Annotated in this window: 14 protein-coding genes and 3 tRNA genes; 12 read left to right on the top strand and 5 right to left on the bottom strand. The window is 58.6% G+C overall.

Annotated elements, in window-relative coordinates; genetic code table 11:
* Positions 1–20: 20 nt before the first annotated feature.
* The 3 genes from LGM20_RS24605 to LGM20_RS24595 all read left to right on the top strand — a co-directional run bounded on the left by LGM20_RS24605 (position 21) and on the right by LGM20_RS24595 (position 325).
* Positions 21–96 (top strand) — tRNA-His (locus LGM20_RS24605).
* A gap of 23 nt (positions 97–119) precedes the next feature.
* Positions 120–206 (top strand) — tRNA-Leu (locus LGM20_RS24600).
* 42 nt (positions 207–248) lie between these two features.
* A tRNA-Pro gene (locus tag LGM20_RS24595) sits at positions 249–325 on the top strand.
* 462 nt (positions 326–787) lie between these two features.
* On the opposite strand, the gene hemY is transcribed toward LGM20_RS24595, so the two are convergent.
* The 4 genes from hemY to hemC are packed head-to-tail and all read right to left on the bottom strand — an operon-like array spanning position 788 to position 4,869.
* A complete protein-coding gene (gene hemY / locus LGM20_RS24590; protein WP_023291562.1) occupies positions 788–1,984 on the bottom strand; it encodes a protoheme IX biogenesis protein HemY in 1,197 nt (398 codons plus the stop codon).
* A 3-nt stretch (positions 1,985–1,987) separates the two neighbouring features.
* Positions 1,988–3,169, bottom strand: a complete 1,182-nt coding sequence (gene hemX, locus LGM20_RS24585; RefSeq protein WP_023291563.1) for a uroporphyrinogen-III C-methyltransferase — start codon at positions 3,167–3,169, stop codon at positions 1,988–1,990.
* A gap of 21 nt (positions 3,170–3,190) precedes the next feature.
* Positions 3,191–3,931 carry a uroporphyrinogen-III synthase gene (gene hemD / locus LGM20_RS24580; protein ID WP_023291564.1) on the bottom strand — a complete coding sequence of 247 codons (741 nt, stop codon included), beginning with the start codon at positions 3,929–3,931 and terminating at the stop codon, positions 3,191–3,193.
* A complete protein-coding gene (gene hemC / locus LGM20_RS24575) occupies positions 3,928–4,869 on the bottom strand; it encodes a hydroxymethylbilane synthase (protein ID WP_032454513.1) in 942 nt (313 codons plus the stop codon). Before hemC ends, hemD begins: the two co-directional genes overlap by 4 nt.
* A 357-nt stretch (positions 4,870–5,226) precedes the next feature.
* On the opposite strand from hemC, the gene cyaA reads away from it, so the two are divergent.
* Positions 5,227–7,779: a class I adenylate cyclase gene (cyaA, locus tag LGM20_RS24570; protein WP_002883383.1), complete on the top strand. Its 2,553-nt coding sequence runs from the start codon at positions 5,227–5,229 to the stop codon at positions 7,777–7,779.
* A 148-nt stretch (positions 7,780–7,927) separates the two neighbouring features.
* Here the strand turns inward: cyaA and cyaY are convergent, their stop codons facing one another.
* Positions 7,928–8,248, bottom strand: coding sequence for an iron donor protein CyaY (gene cyaY, locus LGM20_RS24565; protein WP_004886799.1), 321 nt, complete (start codon positions 8,246–8,248; stop codon positions 7,928–7,930).
* Positions 8,249–8,386: 138 nt separating this feature from the next.
* On the opposite strand from cyaY, the gene lptM reads away from it, so the two are divergent.
* The 8 genes from lptM (at position 8,387) to corA (ending at position 15,301) form a co-directional block, all read left to right on the top strand.
* A complete protein-coding gene (gene lptM, locus LGM20_RS24560) occupies positions 8,387–8,590 on the top strand; it encodes an LPS translocon maturation chaperone LptM (RefSeq protein WP_004886794.1) in 204 nt (67 codons plus the stop codon).
* A 35-nt stretch (positions 8,591–8,625) separates the two neighbouring features.
* A complete protein-coding gene (gene dapF / locus LGM20_RS24555; RefSeq protein WP_002883394.1) occupies positions 8,626–9,450 on the top strand; it encodes a diaminopimelate epimerase in 825 nt (274 codons plus the stop codon).
* On the top strand, positions 9,447–10,154 hold the full coding sequence (locus LGM20_RS24550; protein ID WP_044521756.1) for a DUF484 domain-containing protein: 708 nt from the start codon (positions 9,447–9,449) through the stop codon (positions 10,152–10,154). The genes dapF and LGM20_RS24550 overlap by 4 nt, the downstream gene beginning before the upstream one ends.
* Positions 10,151–11,053, top strand: a complete 903-nt coding sequence (xerC, locus tag LGM20_RS24545; RefSeq protein ID WP_044521758.1) for a tyrosine recombinase XerC — start codon at positions 10,151–10,153, stop codon at positions 11,051–11,053. The genes LGM20_RS24550 and xerC overlap by 4 nt, the downstream gene beginning before the upstream one ends.
* Positions 11,053–11,769, top strand: a complete 717-nt coding sequence (gene yigB, locus LGM20_RS24540) for a 5-amino-6-(5-phospho-D-ribitylamino)uracil phosphatase YigB (RefSeq protein ID WP_023291569.1) — start codon at positions 11,053–11,055, stop codon at positions 11,767–11,769. The genes xerC and yigB overlap by 1 nt, the downstream gene beginning before the upstream one ends.
* A 63-nt stretch (positions 11,770–11,832) precedes the next feature.
* Positions 11,833–13,995: a DNA helicase II gene (gene uvrD, locus LGM20_RS24535; RefSeq protein ID WP_004886784.1), complete on the top strand. Its 2,163-nt coding sequence runs from the start codon at positions 11,833–11,835 to the stop codon at positions 13,993–13,995.
* 148 nt (positions 13,996–14,143) lie between these two features.
* Positions 14,144–14,200: a YsgD/CorL family protein gene (gene ysgD, locus LGM20_RS26665; protein WP_349815745.1), complete on the top strand. Its 57-nt coding sequence runs from the start codon at positions 14,144–14,146 to the stop codon at positions 14,198–14,200.
* A 150-nt stretch (positions 14,201–14,350) separates the two neighbouring features.
* Positions 14,351–15,301 carry a magnesium/cobalt transporter CorA gene (gene corA / locus LGM20_RS24530; protein ID WP_002883400.1) on the top strand — a complete coding sequence of 317 codons (951 nt, stop codon included), beginning with the start codon at positions 14,351–14,353 and terminating at the stop codon, positions 15,299–15,301.
* Positions 15,302–15,341: the final 40 nt, after the last annotated feature.

The following is a 15,341-nucleotide window of genomic DNA, read 5'->3' as shown; positions in this document are numbered from 1 at the left end:
CGCGTAAAAGGTTTGCAGTGGTGGCTATAGCTCAGTTGGTAGAGCCCTGGATTGTGATTCCAGTTGTCGTGGGTTCGAATCCCATTAGCCACCCCATTATTTGATAGAGTTGTGAATTTGCGAAGGTGGCGGAATTGGTAGACGCGCTAGCTTCAGGTGTTAGTGTTCTTACGGACGTGGGGGTTCAAGTCCCCCCCCTCGCACCACGACTTTAACGAATTGAACTAAAAATTCAAAAAGCAGTATTTCGGCGAGTAGCGCAGCTTGGTAGCGCAACTGGTTTGGGACCAGTGGGTCGGAGGTTCGAATCCTCTCTCGCCGACCAATTTTGAACCCCGCTTCGGCGGGGTTTTTTGTTTTCTGTGACTTCCTGCCATGACTTATTCCCCTGATCTTGCTGATAAAAAATCTTCTCTTTGCTTAAGAATACGCGTCAGGAAAACTCTCAATTCATCACTGTGGTAGATGCAATTTCCCTGGATCCTGTGCGATAATAATCGGGTAGATGCTCATTCCATCTCTTATGTTCGCCTTTGTGCCTCATAAACTCCGGAATGATGCAGAGCCGTTCTTACGGTGCTTATCGTCCACTGACAGATGTCGCATTTATGCCTCATCAAACACCATGGACATTACGTTGAGTGAAGCACCCAATTTGTTGTCAAACAGACCTGTTTTAACGCCTGCCCTGATTTCAGCGCAGGCGTTTTTTTCTTTCAGGGGGATCGTCAACGGGAAGGCGGGGGAGAAGGGCTATCGCCCCGCAGGAGGCGACAGCCAGGTGAGGTTATTGCTGAGGGTTATTCTGCAGCGTCAGCAGCAGACCATCGCGGCGCATGGTGGCCGCTTCCTCCGGTTGATGGAGGCGATCCAGAGCATCCGCCAGCCAGGCGTAATCAAAGGCATCCGGACGCTGCTTAAGCGCGGCGCGGAAGGCGATGCTGGCCTCCTGCCATTCGCCGTGCCGCATCAGCGACTGGCCCAGGGTGCTCCACAGCAGCGGACGATCGCCAACGGCTTTGATCTGCTGGCGCAGTACTTTCTCCAGCTGTTCCGGGTTATTGGTCTTCAGGCGCGGGATCGGCATCACCAGACGGTCGTCATACTGTTTCTTCAGACCATCAATAATAATTTGCTGCGCGGTATCGTGATCGTCGCTCTCGATGAGGCGCTCGGCCATCGCCACCTGCAGCGGCACCAGCGCCCGCGTTTTACGGCTCTGGTTGCGCCACCATTCGCGCAGCCCCTCGCTGCCGCCGTCGGCCAGCGCTTTGTCCATCAGGCCAACCCATGCCAGCTGTTCCAGCGCGGCGCGGTGCTCTTCATCGCCGACGTTAGCTTTCGCCATCGACGGAATGATATCCAGCAGCGACTGCCAGGCGCCGGTACGGGTATAAGCCTGTTCGGCGAGGCGCAGCACTTCCGGATGACGCGGGGTGATTTCCAGTAGCTTATCGATGCCATGGCGCGCGGCGTGATTTTCATTGCGCGCCAGCTGCAGGCGAACGCGGGTGATTTCCACCGGGATCAGGTCATCGCCCGCCAGGTCGGTGGCGCGCTCCAGATGCTGGTTAGCCCGCGCTTCATCGCCGCGCTGCTGGGCCGCTTCCGCCGCCAGCAGATAGTTCACCACCGGCTGTTCGGCGTGATCGGCGTTTTTCGCCATCAGCTTCTCAACCTGCTGGTAATCACCTTCCGCCAGCTTAAGCAGCGCCTGCTCGGTTTGCTTACGCGCGCGACGGCGTTTACGGCCGACAAACCAGCCGCGCGTATGCGCCCCGGTGCGGAAAATACGGCGCAGCAGCCATTCAATGGCGAACAGCACCACCATGGCGAGGATCAGGATGATCACCAGCCCGGTCACGCTGGTCTCAATATTGTAATTATCAGTCTGGATCAGGACGTAGCCCTGATGCCCGGCGATCATCGGGCCAAGCACGATCCCGGCGATCAACAGTGCGAAGAGTAAAAGAATTTTCAGCATGCGTTACTCTCCTTGCGGCGCAGCGGGGGCGGCCGGTGCTGCAGGTGCAGGCGAGGGCGCGCCGCCTGCGGAAACGGCAGGCTGCGCCATCAGATTACGCACCCGGGTCTGCATCAGTTTTTCCAGCAACGCCTGGCTCTGCAGCGTTTCCGGCACCGTCATGGTAATGCTTTGCTGACTGAGCTTATCCACCTCTTCAAGGAAGGCTTTAGTGGTGGCGTCATCGGTATCGTAATAGGCGCGTACCCAGGTCGAGACGTTATCCAGCGACTGTTTCCAGGTCTCTTCCTGATGGCGCGGCACTGCCTGCGCGGCGACCAGCAGGCGAGAGCGAATATTTTCCCGCAGATAGATATCCTGATTCGGCGCCAGCAGCGGGACCGCCGTTTCATCGCGGCGGCGCACGGTGATAAAACTGTCCATAAAATTCTGCCAGCTTTTCTGCAGATTGACGCGCCATTCGCTGATGGAGCTGGAGAGCTCATCGCTATCAGAATCCATCGGCGAATCGTCATCGTTATTATCCGCCAGCCGCAGGTTATCGATTTGGTTCGCCAGCTGATTAACCTTGAGGATCATGCCGTCGTAGTCGACCTGGTTCACCGCGGAGAGGGTGGCGATATCGTCGGTGATCGCCCGGCGGGCGCCGATCAGGCTTGGGTCATTCATGTCGGCGAGGCTGGCGTCGGCGCTTTTCAGCAGCGCGGCGGCGGTGGTGACATCCTGATCGCTCCACAGCTTACGTCCCGCCAGCTTGACGAGGAAGTCGGCCTGGGCCAGCAGCCAGGTTTTGGCGTCGCTACCGGAAATGACCGCCACTTTTTGCTGGACTTCGTCCAGCTGTTTGGCCAGCGTCTCCTGCTGATGTTTGGCTTCGTTTAGCTGCTCGGCCTGCTGTTTGATAATGCCTTCCAGTTCGCTTTTTTGGCTTTCCTGCGCTTTTTGCAGCGCCGCGACCTGGCTTGATAATTCAGAGGTGGTTTCGTTTTGACGCGAGGCCTGCTGTTTGTTCAGGCCATACAGGCCGATACCGGCGGCTATCGCAATGGCGATAGCGATCGCGCTGAGCGCCAGGCTGGTTTTGTTGCCAGCCTTCTTCTTATCAGTGTTCTCTGGCTGTGGTGTGGTCTCCACGGCCTCCCTGGTCTCTTCAACCACGGCGGATTGATTTTGTTGTTCCGTCATTATGGCTTCCAATGTTGAGAGTTATTGTAATGCGCGTAGCAGCGCATCGTTGTCGGCGCTATCGGCAACCTGAATCTCCTGCCAGCCCAGCTCCCGGGCCTGAAGGGCCAGACGTTCGCTGACAACGACAACGCGGCAGTGCAGGAGCCACCGTTCGCGATACCATTGCGGTATTAACGACCATAGCTGCTGCAGCATCTCGCCGCTGGTGACCACCAGCGTGGTGACCCCGCGAGATTGCCAGCGCATCGCTTCTTCTGCGCCATCGTAATGCTTTGCACTACGTTGATAACATTCACAAAATGTGACCCTGGCGCCGCGCTCGGTCAGCGTCGCGCCTAAGAGTTCCCGCCCACCATTGCCGCGTAAGATCAGCGCATTCTTCCCGGCAATGTTTTGTAATTCAGGTAATTGTAGCAAGACTTCGCTAATTTCCCGATCTAACGGGTAATGGATGTGCTGCCCGCTGACAGTATGCAGGGCCAGCGCCGTCGTGCGGCCAATGGCAAAATAACGCGGGGAAGTGGGCCAGGGCATACCCTGTTGCTGCAGACGGGCATGGGCGAACTCCACCGCATGCTGGGACAGCGCGAACAGCAGATCGTCAGGCCCCAGGCGGGCAAGCGCGTCGCCCAGCGCGGGAAGCTCCCGACCGGGCGTAAATTCTATCAGCGGAAAGCTCCAGGCCACGCGTCCCATGGCCCGCAGACGGCTGACCAGCGCTTCTCCTTGCGGTAGTGGACGAGTGACCAGGATGCTCATCGTGGGGCTTCTCCATCATAAACTGCCGCGAGAATATCGCGGGCGCCGTTATCCAGGAGCTCTTCCGCCAGCGAGATGCCAAGCGCTTCGGCCTGCTCTGCTGGCCCGCGCCGTTCGCCGCGTACCATCTGCGAACCATCCGGGGCGCCAACCAGCGCCCGCAGCCACAGTTCACCGTCTTTCAGTTCCGCATAGCTACCAATCGGCACCTGACAGCCGCCTTCGAGACGCGTGTTCATCGCCCGCTCGGCGCGCACGCGCACTGCCGTTTCCGTATGGTTGAGAGGCGCTAACAGCCCCTGGGTCCATGCATCGTCGAGACGGCATTCGATGCCCACCGCGCCCTGGCCGACCGCCGGCAGAGATTGCTCAGGCGACAGCGGCTGGCGAATTCGCGCCTCGAGCTGCAGGCGCTTCAGGCCGGCGGCGGCGAGGATGATGGCGTCATACTCGCCGTTATCCAGCTTACTCAGTCGGGTACCGACATTACCGCGCAGAGAGCGGATCACCAGATCCGGACGGGTGGCGGCCAGCTGGCACTGACGGCGTAAACTTGACGTGCCAACGACGCTGCCGGCCGGGAGTTCATCAATCGAGGCATAGCGATTGGAGACAAACGCGTCGCGCGGATCGTCGCGCTCGCAGATTGTCACCAGCCCCAGCCCCTCCGGGAATTCCACCGGCACATCTTTCATCGAATGAACGGCGATATCGGCGCGCCCTTCGAGCATGGCAAGCTCTAACTCTTTCACAAATAAGCCCTTGCCACCCACCTTTGCCAGGGGAGTATCAAGGATGACATCCCCGCGAGTGACCATCGGCACCAGCTCGACCTTCAGTCCGGGATGCGCTTGTTCCAGGCGCGCTTTAACATATTGCGCCTGCCATAGCGCAAGCGGGCTTTGCCGTGTGGCAATTTTCAAAACTTTGTCTAACATGCTTGTTACCGTCATTGTCGACCACTAACCATCCTAACATTGTTGTCTTACGGATGTTAGTTTTCACGGTTTATGTGGGAGATAGCTCCGGCCCACTCTTTTTTAACCTTTCATGCGCGTGGCGGTTGCCGGAGGCGTAGTGAGGAATTTACAGGTAATAAACGGTGCTACACTTGTATGTAGCGCATCTTTCTTTACGGTCAATGAGCAAGGTGTTAAATTGATCACGTTTTAAACCATTTGTCTGTCCGCTGCTCTTCACAACCACACCGACGACGAATGGTGACGGTTTTTGTTGAAATACTGAAATCCTCCGTACTATTGTACCTCGGGTTTTTGAACATCAGGCGATATGTCTTGTACCTCTATATTGAGACACTGAAACAGAGACTGGATGCCATCAACCAACTGCGCGTGGATCGCGCGCTTGCTGCCATGGGACCCGCTTTCCAGCAGGTTTACAGTCTACTGCCAACGTTATTACATTATCATCACCCGCTGATGCCGGGTTACCTTGACGGTAACGTTCCCCGTGGCATTTGCCTCTACACGCCTGATGAAACCCAACGCCACTATCTTGAAGAACTGGAACTGCATCGCGGCATGCAGACCCAGGAGCCGCCGAAAGGCGAGCTGCCGATCACCGGCGTCTACTCGATGGGCAGTACCTCCTCCGTCGGCCAGAGCTGTTCTTCCGATCTGGACATCTGGGTATGTCACCAGGCCTGGCTGGATAGCGAAGAGCGCCAGCTGCTGCAGCGAAAATGCAGCCTGCTTGAGAGCTGGGCGGCCTCGCTCGGTGTGGAAGTCAGCTTCTTCCTGATCGACGAAAACCGTTTCCGCCATAACGAAAGCGGCAGCCTCGGCGGCGAAGACTGCGGTTCGACCCAGCATATTTTACTGCTCGATGAGTTCTACCGCACCGCGGTCCGTCTCGCCGGCAAGCGTATTCTGTGGAATATGGTGCCGTGCGATGAAGAAGAGCATTACGACGATTACGTCATGGGGCTGTATGCCCAGGGCGTGCTGACGCCAAACGAGTGGCTCGATCTCGGCGGCCTCAGTTCGCTGTCGGCTGAAGAGTACTTCGGCGCCAGCCTGTGGCAGCTGTATAAGAGTATCGACTCCCCCTATAAAGCGGTGCTGAAAACGCTGCTGCTGGAAGCCTATTCCTGGGAATACCCCAATAACCGCCTGCTGGCGAAAGATATCAAACAGCGCCTGCACGATGGCGAGATCGTCTCCTTCGGCCTCGACCCGTACTGCATGATGCTGGAGCGCGTCACCACCTACCTGCAGGCCATCGAAGATGAAACCCGTCTCGACCTGGTGCGCCGCTGCTTCTATCTGAAAGTGTGTGAAAAACTCAGCCGCGAACGCGCCTGCGTCGGCTGGCGTCGCGAAGTCGTCAGCCAGCTGGTCAACGCGTGGGGCTGGGATGAAAAGCGTCTGATGATGCTCGACAACCGCGCGAACTGGAAAATTGATGAAGTGCGCAAGGCGCACAACGAACTGCTCGATGCGATGATGCAGAGCTATCGTAATCTGATCCGCTTCGCGCGGCGCAATAACCTCAGCGTCTCCGCCAGTCCGCAGGATATTGGCGTGCTGACGCGTAAGCTGTATGCGGCTTTTGAAGCGCTGCCGGGCAAAGTGACGCTGGTGAACCCGCAAATTTCGCCGGACCTGTCGGAACCGAATCTGACCTTTATCCACGTGCCGCCGGGTCGCGCCAACCGTACCGGTTGGTATCTGTACAACCGCGCGCCGGATATGGAATCGATCATCAGCCATCAGCCGCTGGAATATAACCGTTATCTTAATAAGCTGGTGGCCTGGGCCTGGTTTAACGGCCTGCTGACCTCACGCACCCGCCTGTTTATTAAGGGCAACGGCATCGTCGATCTGGCGAAGCTGCAGGAGATGGTGGCCGACGTGTCGCACCACTTCCCGCTGCGCCTGCCGGCGCCGACGCCAAAAGCGCTATACAGCCCATGCGAAATTCGCCACCTGGCGATTATCGTCAACCTCGAATATGACCCGACGGCGGCCTTCCGCAATCAGGTGGTGCACTTTGATTTCCGTAAGCTTGATGTTTTCAGCTTCGGCGAAGAGCAAAAATGCCTGATCGGCAGCGTCGACCTGCTGTATCGCAACTCGTGGAACGAAGTGCGTACCCTGCATTTCAACGGCGAGCAGGCGATGATCGAAGCGCTGAAAACGATCCTCGGTAAAATGCATCAGGACGCCGCGCCGCCGGACAGCGTGGAGGTGTTCTGCTATAGCCAACATCTGCGCGGCCTGATCCGTACCCGCGTACAGCAGATGATCTCCGAGTGCATCGAACTGCGTCTCTCCAGTACCCGCCAGGATACCGGGCGCTTTAAAGCGCTGCGCGTCTCCGGCCAGACCTGGGGGCTGTTCTTCGAGCGTCTCAATGTTTCGGTGCAGAAGCTGGAAAACGCCATTGAATTCTACGGCGCTATCTCGCACAACAAGCTCCACGGCCTGTCGGTGCAGGTGGAAACCAATCACGTTAAGCTGCCGGCGGTGGTGGACGGCTTCGCCAGCGAAGGGATTATTCAGTTCTTCTTTGAAGACGCGGATAACAACGACAGCGGCTTTAACATCTATATTCTCGATGAGAGCAACCGCGCTGAGGTGTATCACCACTGCGAGGGCAGCAAAGAGGAGCTGGTGCGCGACGTCAGCCGCTTCTATTCGTCATCGCACGATCGTTTTACCTACGGCTCCAGCTTTATCAACTTCAACCTGCCGCAGTTCTATCAGATTGTCGAGGTGGACGGGCGCACCCAGGTGATCCCTTTCCGCACTCAGGCGATTGCCGCCGCGATACCCACCAGCCAGGACGTTACCGCCTCGCCGGTGCTGCAGCAGCGCTACTCGTAACGCTTATCGGGGCGCGCTTTCCCAGGCCGGGTCAGGCGTCGCGGCTCCGTGCCTGCGTTCGTCGTCCGGCGGTACGGGCCTGGGGACTACCTGAGCCGTCGGGTAGCCCGGATAAGGCGCGATGCGCCGCCATCCGGGAAACGCGTCATTAACGGAATCTCACCGTCTCACCGGCCTGCTGACTTGCCGCCTGCTCCAGCAGATCCCAGAAGGTCTCGCCGCTGCGATCGCAGATCCACTCGTCGCCTTTGAGATCGAAATGGTAGCCGCCCTGTTTGGTGGCCAGCCATACCTGGTGCAGCGGCTCCTGACGGTTAATAATGATTTTGCTGCCGTTTTCAAAGCTGATGGTCAACACGCCGCCGTTGATTTCGCAGTCGATGTCGCTATCGCCGTCCCAGTCGTCCAGGCGTTCTTCGATGGTCATCCACAGGCTGTCGGCAAGGCGATGAAATTCACTGTCATTCATGATTCTGTCCCGCATTTTTGAGATTGGCGGCAGTATAGCGCGAAACAAAAGCGCGCGCAGTCAGATGCTAAAGGCTTGCTTTTACGCCTTCTCCTGCGATGATAGAAAGCAGAAAGAATGAATCACGGGCAACTATCAATGAAAAACGTTTTTCCTACGCTTGCCGTTTTGTTTGCGATCTTCAGCCTGACCGGCTGCGGTTTGAAAGGGCCTCTCTATTTCCCGCCGGCTGACAAAACTGCGCCGCCGCCGACCAAACCGGTTAACCCGGGCATTCAGAGCTCAACGCCGGATCGTAACGATCGTGGCGATACCGGTGGTCCGAGCCAGGTCAATTACTAACGATAACGTTCTGTTCCGCGCAACTGGAGTAGATGATGCAGTTCTCTAAAATGCATGGCCTTGGCAACGATTTTATGGTCGTTGACGCGGTAACGCAGAATGTTTTTTTCTCGCCGGAGCTGATTCGCCGCCTGGCGGATCGCCACCTTGGCGTCGGGTTCGATCAGCTGTTAGTGGTGGAGCCGCCCTACGATCCGGATCTGGATTTCCATTACCGGATCTTTAATGCCGACGGCAGCGAAGTGTCGCAGTGCGGCAACGGTGCGCGCTGTTTCGCACGCTTCGTCCGGCTGAAAGGCCTGACCAATAAACGTGACATCCGCGTGAGTACGGCCAACGGCCGTATGGTATTAAGCGTAACGGAAGACGATCTGGTGCGGGTGAACATGGGCGAGCCCAACTTCGAGCCCTCCCAGGTGCCGTTCCGCGCCAACAAAGCGGAAAAGACCTATATCATGCGTGCCGCCGAGCAGACAGTATTGTGCGGCGTGGTATCCATGGGGAACCCGCACTGCGTTATCCAGGTGGATGATGTGGATACGGCGGCGGTGGAAACCCTCGGCCCGGTAATGGAAAGCCATGAGCGTTTTCCGGAGCGCGCCAATATCGGCTTTATGCAGGTGGTCGGCCGGTCCCATATCCGTCTGCGCGTCTACGAACGCGGCGCCGGGGAAACTCAGGCCTGCGGCAGCGGCGCCTGCGCCGCGGTGGCGGTGGGGATCCAGCAGGGGCTGCTCGCTGAAACGGTACGTGTGGAATTACCCGGCGGTCGTCTTGATATCGCCTGGAAAGGCCCGGGCCAGCCGCTGTTTATGACCGGCCCGGCGGCCCATGTCTATGATGGATTTATTCATTTATGAAACCAATCGGGGAAGAACAACAGGAGGTCGCCAGCGCATTGAACGATCGCGCCGTGGTGGACTATCTGTTGCAACATCCTGAATTTTTTATTCGTAATGCCGCCCAGGTCGAACACCTCCGCGTCCCGCATCCGGTACGCGGTACGATTTCGCTGGTGGAGTGGCATATGATGCGGGCGCGTAACCATATTCATGTGCTGGAAGAGAATATGTCGCTGCTGATGGAGCAGGCGGTCGCCAATGAAAGCCTGTTCCAGCGCCTGCTGCAGCTGCAAACGCGGCTGGCGGCGGCGGAGAGCCTCGACGATATGCTCAACCGCCTTCACCGCTGGGCGCGCGAGCTGGGGCTGGCGGGCGCCACGGTGCGCCTGTTCCCTGACAGCTGGCGCCTCGGCGCGCCTTCGAAGTTTACCCATCTGGCGTTAAGCCGGCAGGCGTTTGAGCCGATCCGTATTCAACGTCTGGGCCAGGCGCGCCACTACCTTGGGCCGCTCAACGGTCCGGAGCTGTTGGTGGTGCTGCCGGAGGCGAAAGCCATTGGGTCAGTGGCGATGTCGCTGCTGGGCGGCGATAATGCCCCCGGCGTGATGCTCTTTAGCAGCCGCGATGCGCAGCATTATCAGCCAGGACAGGGGACGCAGCTGCTGCAGGAGATTGCCCAGATGCTGCCCGGCCTGCTGGAGCGCTGGATTGAACGCGCATGACCGATTCTCCTCTCTTCTCCGCCGTCTCCCGCTTTCTGCGCCACCTGGGCGTTGAACGCCAGCTCAGCCCGATCACGTTACTGAATTACCAGCGACAGCTGGACGCGCTGATCGCCCTGGCGGATGAGGCGGGTCTGAAAAGCTGGTCACAGTGCGATGCCGCTCAGGTGCGAAGCTTTGCGGTGCGCAGTCGCCGCGCGGGGTTAGGCCCGGCGAGCCTGGCGCTTCGCCTGTCGGCGCTGCGCAGTTTCTTCGACTGGCTGGTCGGCCAGGGCGAGCTCAGCGCCAACCCGGCGAAAGGGATCGCCGCGCCGAAAATTCCCCGTCACCTGCCGAAAAATATCGATGTCGATGACGTCAATCGGCTGCTGGATATCGATCTCAACGATCCGCTGGCGGTGCGCGACCGGGCGATGCTGGAGGTGATGTACGGCGCGGGGCTGCGTTTATCCGAGCTGGTCAACCTTGATATCAAACATCTCGATCTCGAAAGCGGCGAGGTCTGGGTGATGGGCAAAGGCAGCAAAGAGCGCCGTTTGCCGATCGGTCGCAACGCCGTGATGTGGATTGAGCACTGGCTGGATTTACGCGGCCTGTTCGGTACCGACGACGACGCGCTGTTTTTGTCGAAACTGGGCAAGCGCATTTCGGCGCGCAACGTACAGAAGCGGTTCGCCGAGTGGGGCATTAAGCAGGGGCTGAACAGCCATGTGCATCCGCACAAGCTTCGCCACTCCTTTGCCACTCATATGCTGGAGTCCAGCGGCGATCTGCGCGGTGTGCAGGAGCTGTTGGGTCATGCTAACCTCTCCACCACCCAAATTTATACCCATCTCGACTTTCAACACCTTGCCTCGGTGTACGATGCCGCGCATCCGCGCGCAAAACGGGGGAAATAATGCGTTTTTACCGACCTCTGGGCCAGATTTCCGCGCTGACGTTTGACCTGGACGATACCCTTTATGATAACCGCCCGGTAATTGACCGGACGATGCACGAGTCGCTGGCTTTTGTGCGCAGCTACCATCCGTCGCTCAGCCAGTTCGACGCCCATGAGCTTAATCAGCTGCGCCAGACGCTGCTGGCATCCGAGCCTGAGATCTATCACGACGTGACCGTCTGGCGCCACCGTGCGCTGGAGTTAGGCATGCGTAACGCCGGCCTCTCCGCCGACGCGGCGAAAGCGGGGGCCGATGCGGCGATGGAACACTTCGCCCACTGGCGCAGCCGCGTCGATGTCCCGCAGGAGACCCACGATACGCTGGCGAAGCTGGCGGAGAAGTGGCCTCTGGTGGCGATTACCAACGGCAACGCCCGACCAGAGCTGTTCGGCCTGAGCGACTATTTCCGCTTTGTGCTGCGCGCCGGGCCGGATGGCCGCTCCAAGCCGTTTGCCGACATGTACCATCTGGCGGCGGAGCGCCTGAACTTACCGCTCGGGCATATTCTGCACGTCGGCGATGACCTGACCACTGACGTCGCCGGATCGCTGCGCTGTGGCATGCAGGCATGCTGGATCAAACCGCAAGGCGCGGACCTGATGCACACCGCGGACAGCCGCCTGCTGCCGCATATTGAAATTTCACGGTTGGCATCTCTGACCTCGCTGATATAATCACCAGTCACTCTGTATATATTAACAGGGGTTCGTGGAACCCCTTCTCTTCCGGCGGTGCCAATGGACGTTTCTTACCTGCTCGACAGCCTCAATGACAAACAGCGTGAAGCCGTAGCGGCCTCGCGCACCAACATGCTGGTGCTGGCAGGGGCGGGCAGTGGTAAGACGCGCGTTCTGGTGCACCGTATCGCCTGGCTGCTGAGCGTAGAGAACTGCTCGCCGTATTCTATTATGGCGGTGACCTTTACCAACAAAGCGGCGGCAGAGATGCGCCATCGTATCGGCCAGCTGATGGGCACCACCCAGGGCGGCATGTGGGTGGGCACCTTCCACGGCCTGGCCCACCGCCTGCTGCGCGCGCACCATCTGGACGCCAACCTGCCGCAGGATTTCCAAATCCTTGATAGCGAAGACCAGTTGCGCCTGCTGAAGCGTCTGATTAAGGCGATGAACCTCGATGAGAAGCAGTGGCCGCCGCGTCAGGCGATGTGGTACATCAACAGCCAGAAAGATGAAGGGCTGCGTCCGCATCATATTCAGAGCTACGGCAACCCGGTCGAGCAGACCTGGCAGAAGGTCTATCAGGCCTATCAGGAAGCCTGCGATCGCGCCGGGCTGGTGGACTTCGCCGAACTGCTGCTGCGCGCCCACGAGCTGTGGCTGAATAAGCCGCATATCCTCCAGCACTACCGCGAGCGTTTCACCAATATCCTCGTCGACGAATTCCAGGATACCAACAACATTCAATACGCCTGGATCCGCCTGCTGGCGGGCGATACCGGCAAGGTGATGATCGTCGGCGATGACGATCAGTCGATTTACGGCTGGCGCGGCGCGCAGGTCGAGAACATTCAGCGCTTCCTTAACGATTTTCCCGGTGCGGAAACCATCCGCCTTGAGCAGAACTATCGCTCGACCAGCAACATCCTCAGCGCCGCCAACGCCCTGATTGAAAACAACAACGGTCGCCTGGGCAAGAAGCTTTGGACCGACGGCGCCGACGGCGAGCCGATCTCGCTGTACTGCGCTTTCAACGATCTCGACGAAGCACGCTTCGTGGTGAACCGGATAAAAACCTGGCAGGAGAACGGCGGGGCGCTGGAGCAGTGCGCCATCCTCTATCGCAGCAACGCCCAGTCGCGCGTGCTGGAAGAGGCGCTTCTGCAGGCCAGCATGCCGTACCGCATCTATGGCGGCATGCGCTTCTTCGAGCGCCAGGAAATCAAAGATGCGCTCTCGTACCTGCGTCTGATCGCCAACCGTAACGACGATGCGGCGTTTGAGCGCGTAGTCAATACGCCGACCCGCGGCATCGGCGACCGCACGCTGGACGTGGTGCGCCAGACGTCGCGCGATCGTCAGCTGACGCTGTGGCAGGCCAGCCGCGAGCTGCTGAAAGATAAAGCGCTGGCCGGTCGCGCCGCCAGCGCCTTGCAGCGCTTTATGGAGCTGATTGACGCGCTGGCGCAGGAGACCACCGATATGCCGCTGCACGTCCAGACCGATCGGGTGATTAAAGACTCCGGGCTGCGCGCGATGTACGAGCAGGAGAAAGGCGAGAAGGGCCAGACCCGTATTGAAAACTTAGAGGAGCTGGTGACGGCGACGCGCCAGTTCAGCTACAACGAAGAAGATGAAGATCTGATGCCGCTGCAGGCGTTCCTCTCCCACGCCGCGCTGGAAGCGGGCGAAGGGCAGGCGGACACCTGGCAGGACGCGGTTCAGTTGATGACCCTGCACTCGGCGAAAGGGCTGGAGTTCCCGCAGGTGTTCATCGTCGGCGTCGAAGAGGGGATGTTCCCGAGCCAGATGGCCCTTGATGAAGGCGGCCGCCTGGAAGAAGAGCGTCGTCTGGCCTACGTTGGCGTGACGCGCGCCATGCAGAAGCTGACGCTGACCTACGCGGAAACCCGCCGTCTGTACGGCAAAGAGGTTTACCATCGCCCGTCGCGCTTTATTGGAGAACTGCCGCAGGAGTGCGTAGAAGAGGTGCGTCTGCGGGCCACGGTAAGCCGCCCGGTAAACCATCAGCGACTGGGCGCGCCGATTGCCGAGAGCGATACCGGCTACAAATTAGGCCAGCGCGTACGACATCCGAAGTTTGGCGAAGGCACCATCGTCAACCTCGAAGGCAGCGGCGAGCACAGCCGGCTGCAGGTGGCTTTTCAGGGTCAGGGGATCAAATGGCTGGTAGCGGCTTACGCCCGGCTCGAGGAAGTGTAACTTTAAGAAAAATATCATTATTTTGTAATATTCTGCTACCTTTATACGTTAAGGCGCCTGATTTGCGCTTTCGCGTTCCGTTGCGTGTTGACGCCGATTTTGCGCTGGCGTAACATGCGCGCACGATTACGCTAAGAGGACATTCGCCTTGGACACACCCAGTAGATGCTGGCTCAACTTCCTGTCATTCAGGAACAACTCCTAAGGCTATCCTCTTATGCTGATAGCCTTAGCGGTTGTCAGCGACCTGCCCCATTCCCGTCGCGCTGAGTCAGGCTTAATGGTCTGAAACCCAATTTGTTTCTGTGTGCCCACCGAACTGTCCGATAATTTTTTTGCATTGGGAGTCCCGGTCATGCTGAGCGCATTTCAACTGGAAAACAATCGTTTAACGCGCCTGGAAGCCGATGAGATCAAGCACCTCGCCAGCTCGGTGTGGGTCGATCTGGTCGAGCCTGACGATGACGAGCGAAGCCGCGTGCAGACGGAACTGGGTCAGAACCTGGCGACGCGCCCGGAACTGGAAGATATCGAAGCCTCCGCACGTTTCTTTGAAGATGAAGACGGGTTACATATCCACTCCTTCTTCTTTTTCGAAGATGCCGACGATCACGCGGGTAACTCTACCGTGGCGTTTACTATCCGCGAAGGGCGCCTGTTTACGCTGCGCGAGCGTGAACTGCCGGCTTTTCGCCTCTACCGCATGCGCGTGCGTAACCAGACGCTGGTGGACGGCAACGCTTACGAGCTGTTGTTAGATCTGTTCGAGACCAAAATCGAACAGCTGGCGGATGAGATAGAAAACATCTACAGCGACCTGGAAAAGCTGAGCCGCGTGATTATGGAAGGCCACCAGGGCGATGAGTACGACGAAGCGCTGTCGACGCTGGCGGAACTGGAAGATATCGGCTGGAAGGTCCGCCTCTGTTTGATGGATACCCAGCGCGCGCTGAACTTCCTCGTGCGTAAGGCGCGCCTGCCGGCGGGCCAGCTGGAGCAGGCGCGGGAGATCCTGCGCGATATCGAATCCCTGCTGCCGCACAACGAATCGCTGTTCCAGAAGGTGAACTTCCTGATGCAGGCGGCGATGGGCTTTATCAATATCGAACAGAACCGCATCATTAAGATCTTCTCGGTGGTGTCGGTGGTGTTCCTGCCGCCAACTCTGGTGGCCTCCAGCTACGGAATGAACTTTGAATTTATGCCGGAGCTGCACTGGAGCTTCGGCTACCCGGGGGCGATCGTCTTTATGATGCTGGCCGGCCTGGCGCCGTATCTCTACTTCAAGCGTAAAAACTGGCTGTAGTTGTTGTGCCGGATGCGCTTCGCTTATCCGGCCTGGGTGC

This window comes from Klebsiella quasipneumoniae subsp. quasipneumoniae (assembly GCF_020525925.1).
Lineage (GTDB): Bacteria > Pseudomonadota > Gammaproteobacteria > Enterobacterales > Enterobacteriaceae > Klebsiella > Klebsiella quasipneumoniae.
The sequence above is the reverse complement of the archived record's forward strand: the minus strand, read 5'-3'. Positions and strand labels throughout refer to the sequence as shown.

Coding starts and splice junctions, on each gene's coding strand:
- hemY (WP_023291562.1), bottom strand. CDS start 1,984: ATGCTGAAAATTCTTTTACTCTTCGCACTGTTGATCGCCGGGATCGTG.
- hemX (WP_023291563.1), bottom strand. CDS start 3,169: ATGACGGAACAACAAAATCAATCCGCCGTGGTTGAAGAGACCAGGGAG.
- hemD (WP_023291564.1), bottom strand. CDS start 3,931: ATGAGCATCCTGGTCACTCGTCCACTACCGCAAGGAGAAGCGCTGGTC.
- hemC (WP_032454513.1), bottom strand. CDS start 4,869: ATGTTAGACAAAGTTTTGAAAATTGCCACACGGCAAAGCCCGCTTGCG.
- cyaY (WP_004886799.1), bottom strand. CDS start 8,248: ATGAATGACAGTGAATTTCATCGCCTTGCCGACAGCCTGTGGATGACC.
- lptM (WP_004886794.1), top strand. CDS start 8,387: ATGAAAAACGTTTTTCCTACGCTTGCCGTTTTGTTTGCGATCTTCAGC.
- dapF (WP_002883394.1), top strand. CDS start 8,626: ATGCAGTTCTCTAAAATGCATGGCCTTGGCAACGATTTTATGGTCGTT.
- LGM20_RS24550 (WP_044521756.1), top strand. CDS start 9,447: ATGAAACCAATCGGGGAAGAACAACAGGAGGTCGCCAGCGCATTGAAC.
- xerC (WP_044521758.1), top strand. CDS start 10,151: ATGACCGATTCTCCTCTCTTCTCCGCCGTCTCCCGCTTTCTGCGCCAC.
- yigB (WP_023291569.1), top strand. CDS start 11,053: ATGCGTTTTTACCGACCTCTGGGCCAGATTTCCGCGCTGACGTTTGAC.
- uvrD (WP_004886784.1), top strand. CDS start 11,833: ATGGACGTTTCTTACCTGCTCGACAGCCTCAATGACAAACAGCGTGAA.
- corA (WP_002883400.1), top strand. CDS start 14,351: ATGCTGAGCGCATTTCAACTGGAAAACAATCGTTTAACGCGCCTGGAA.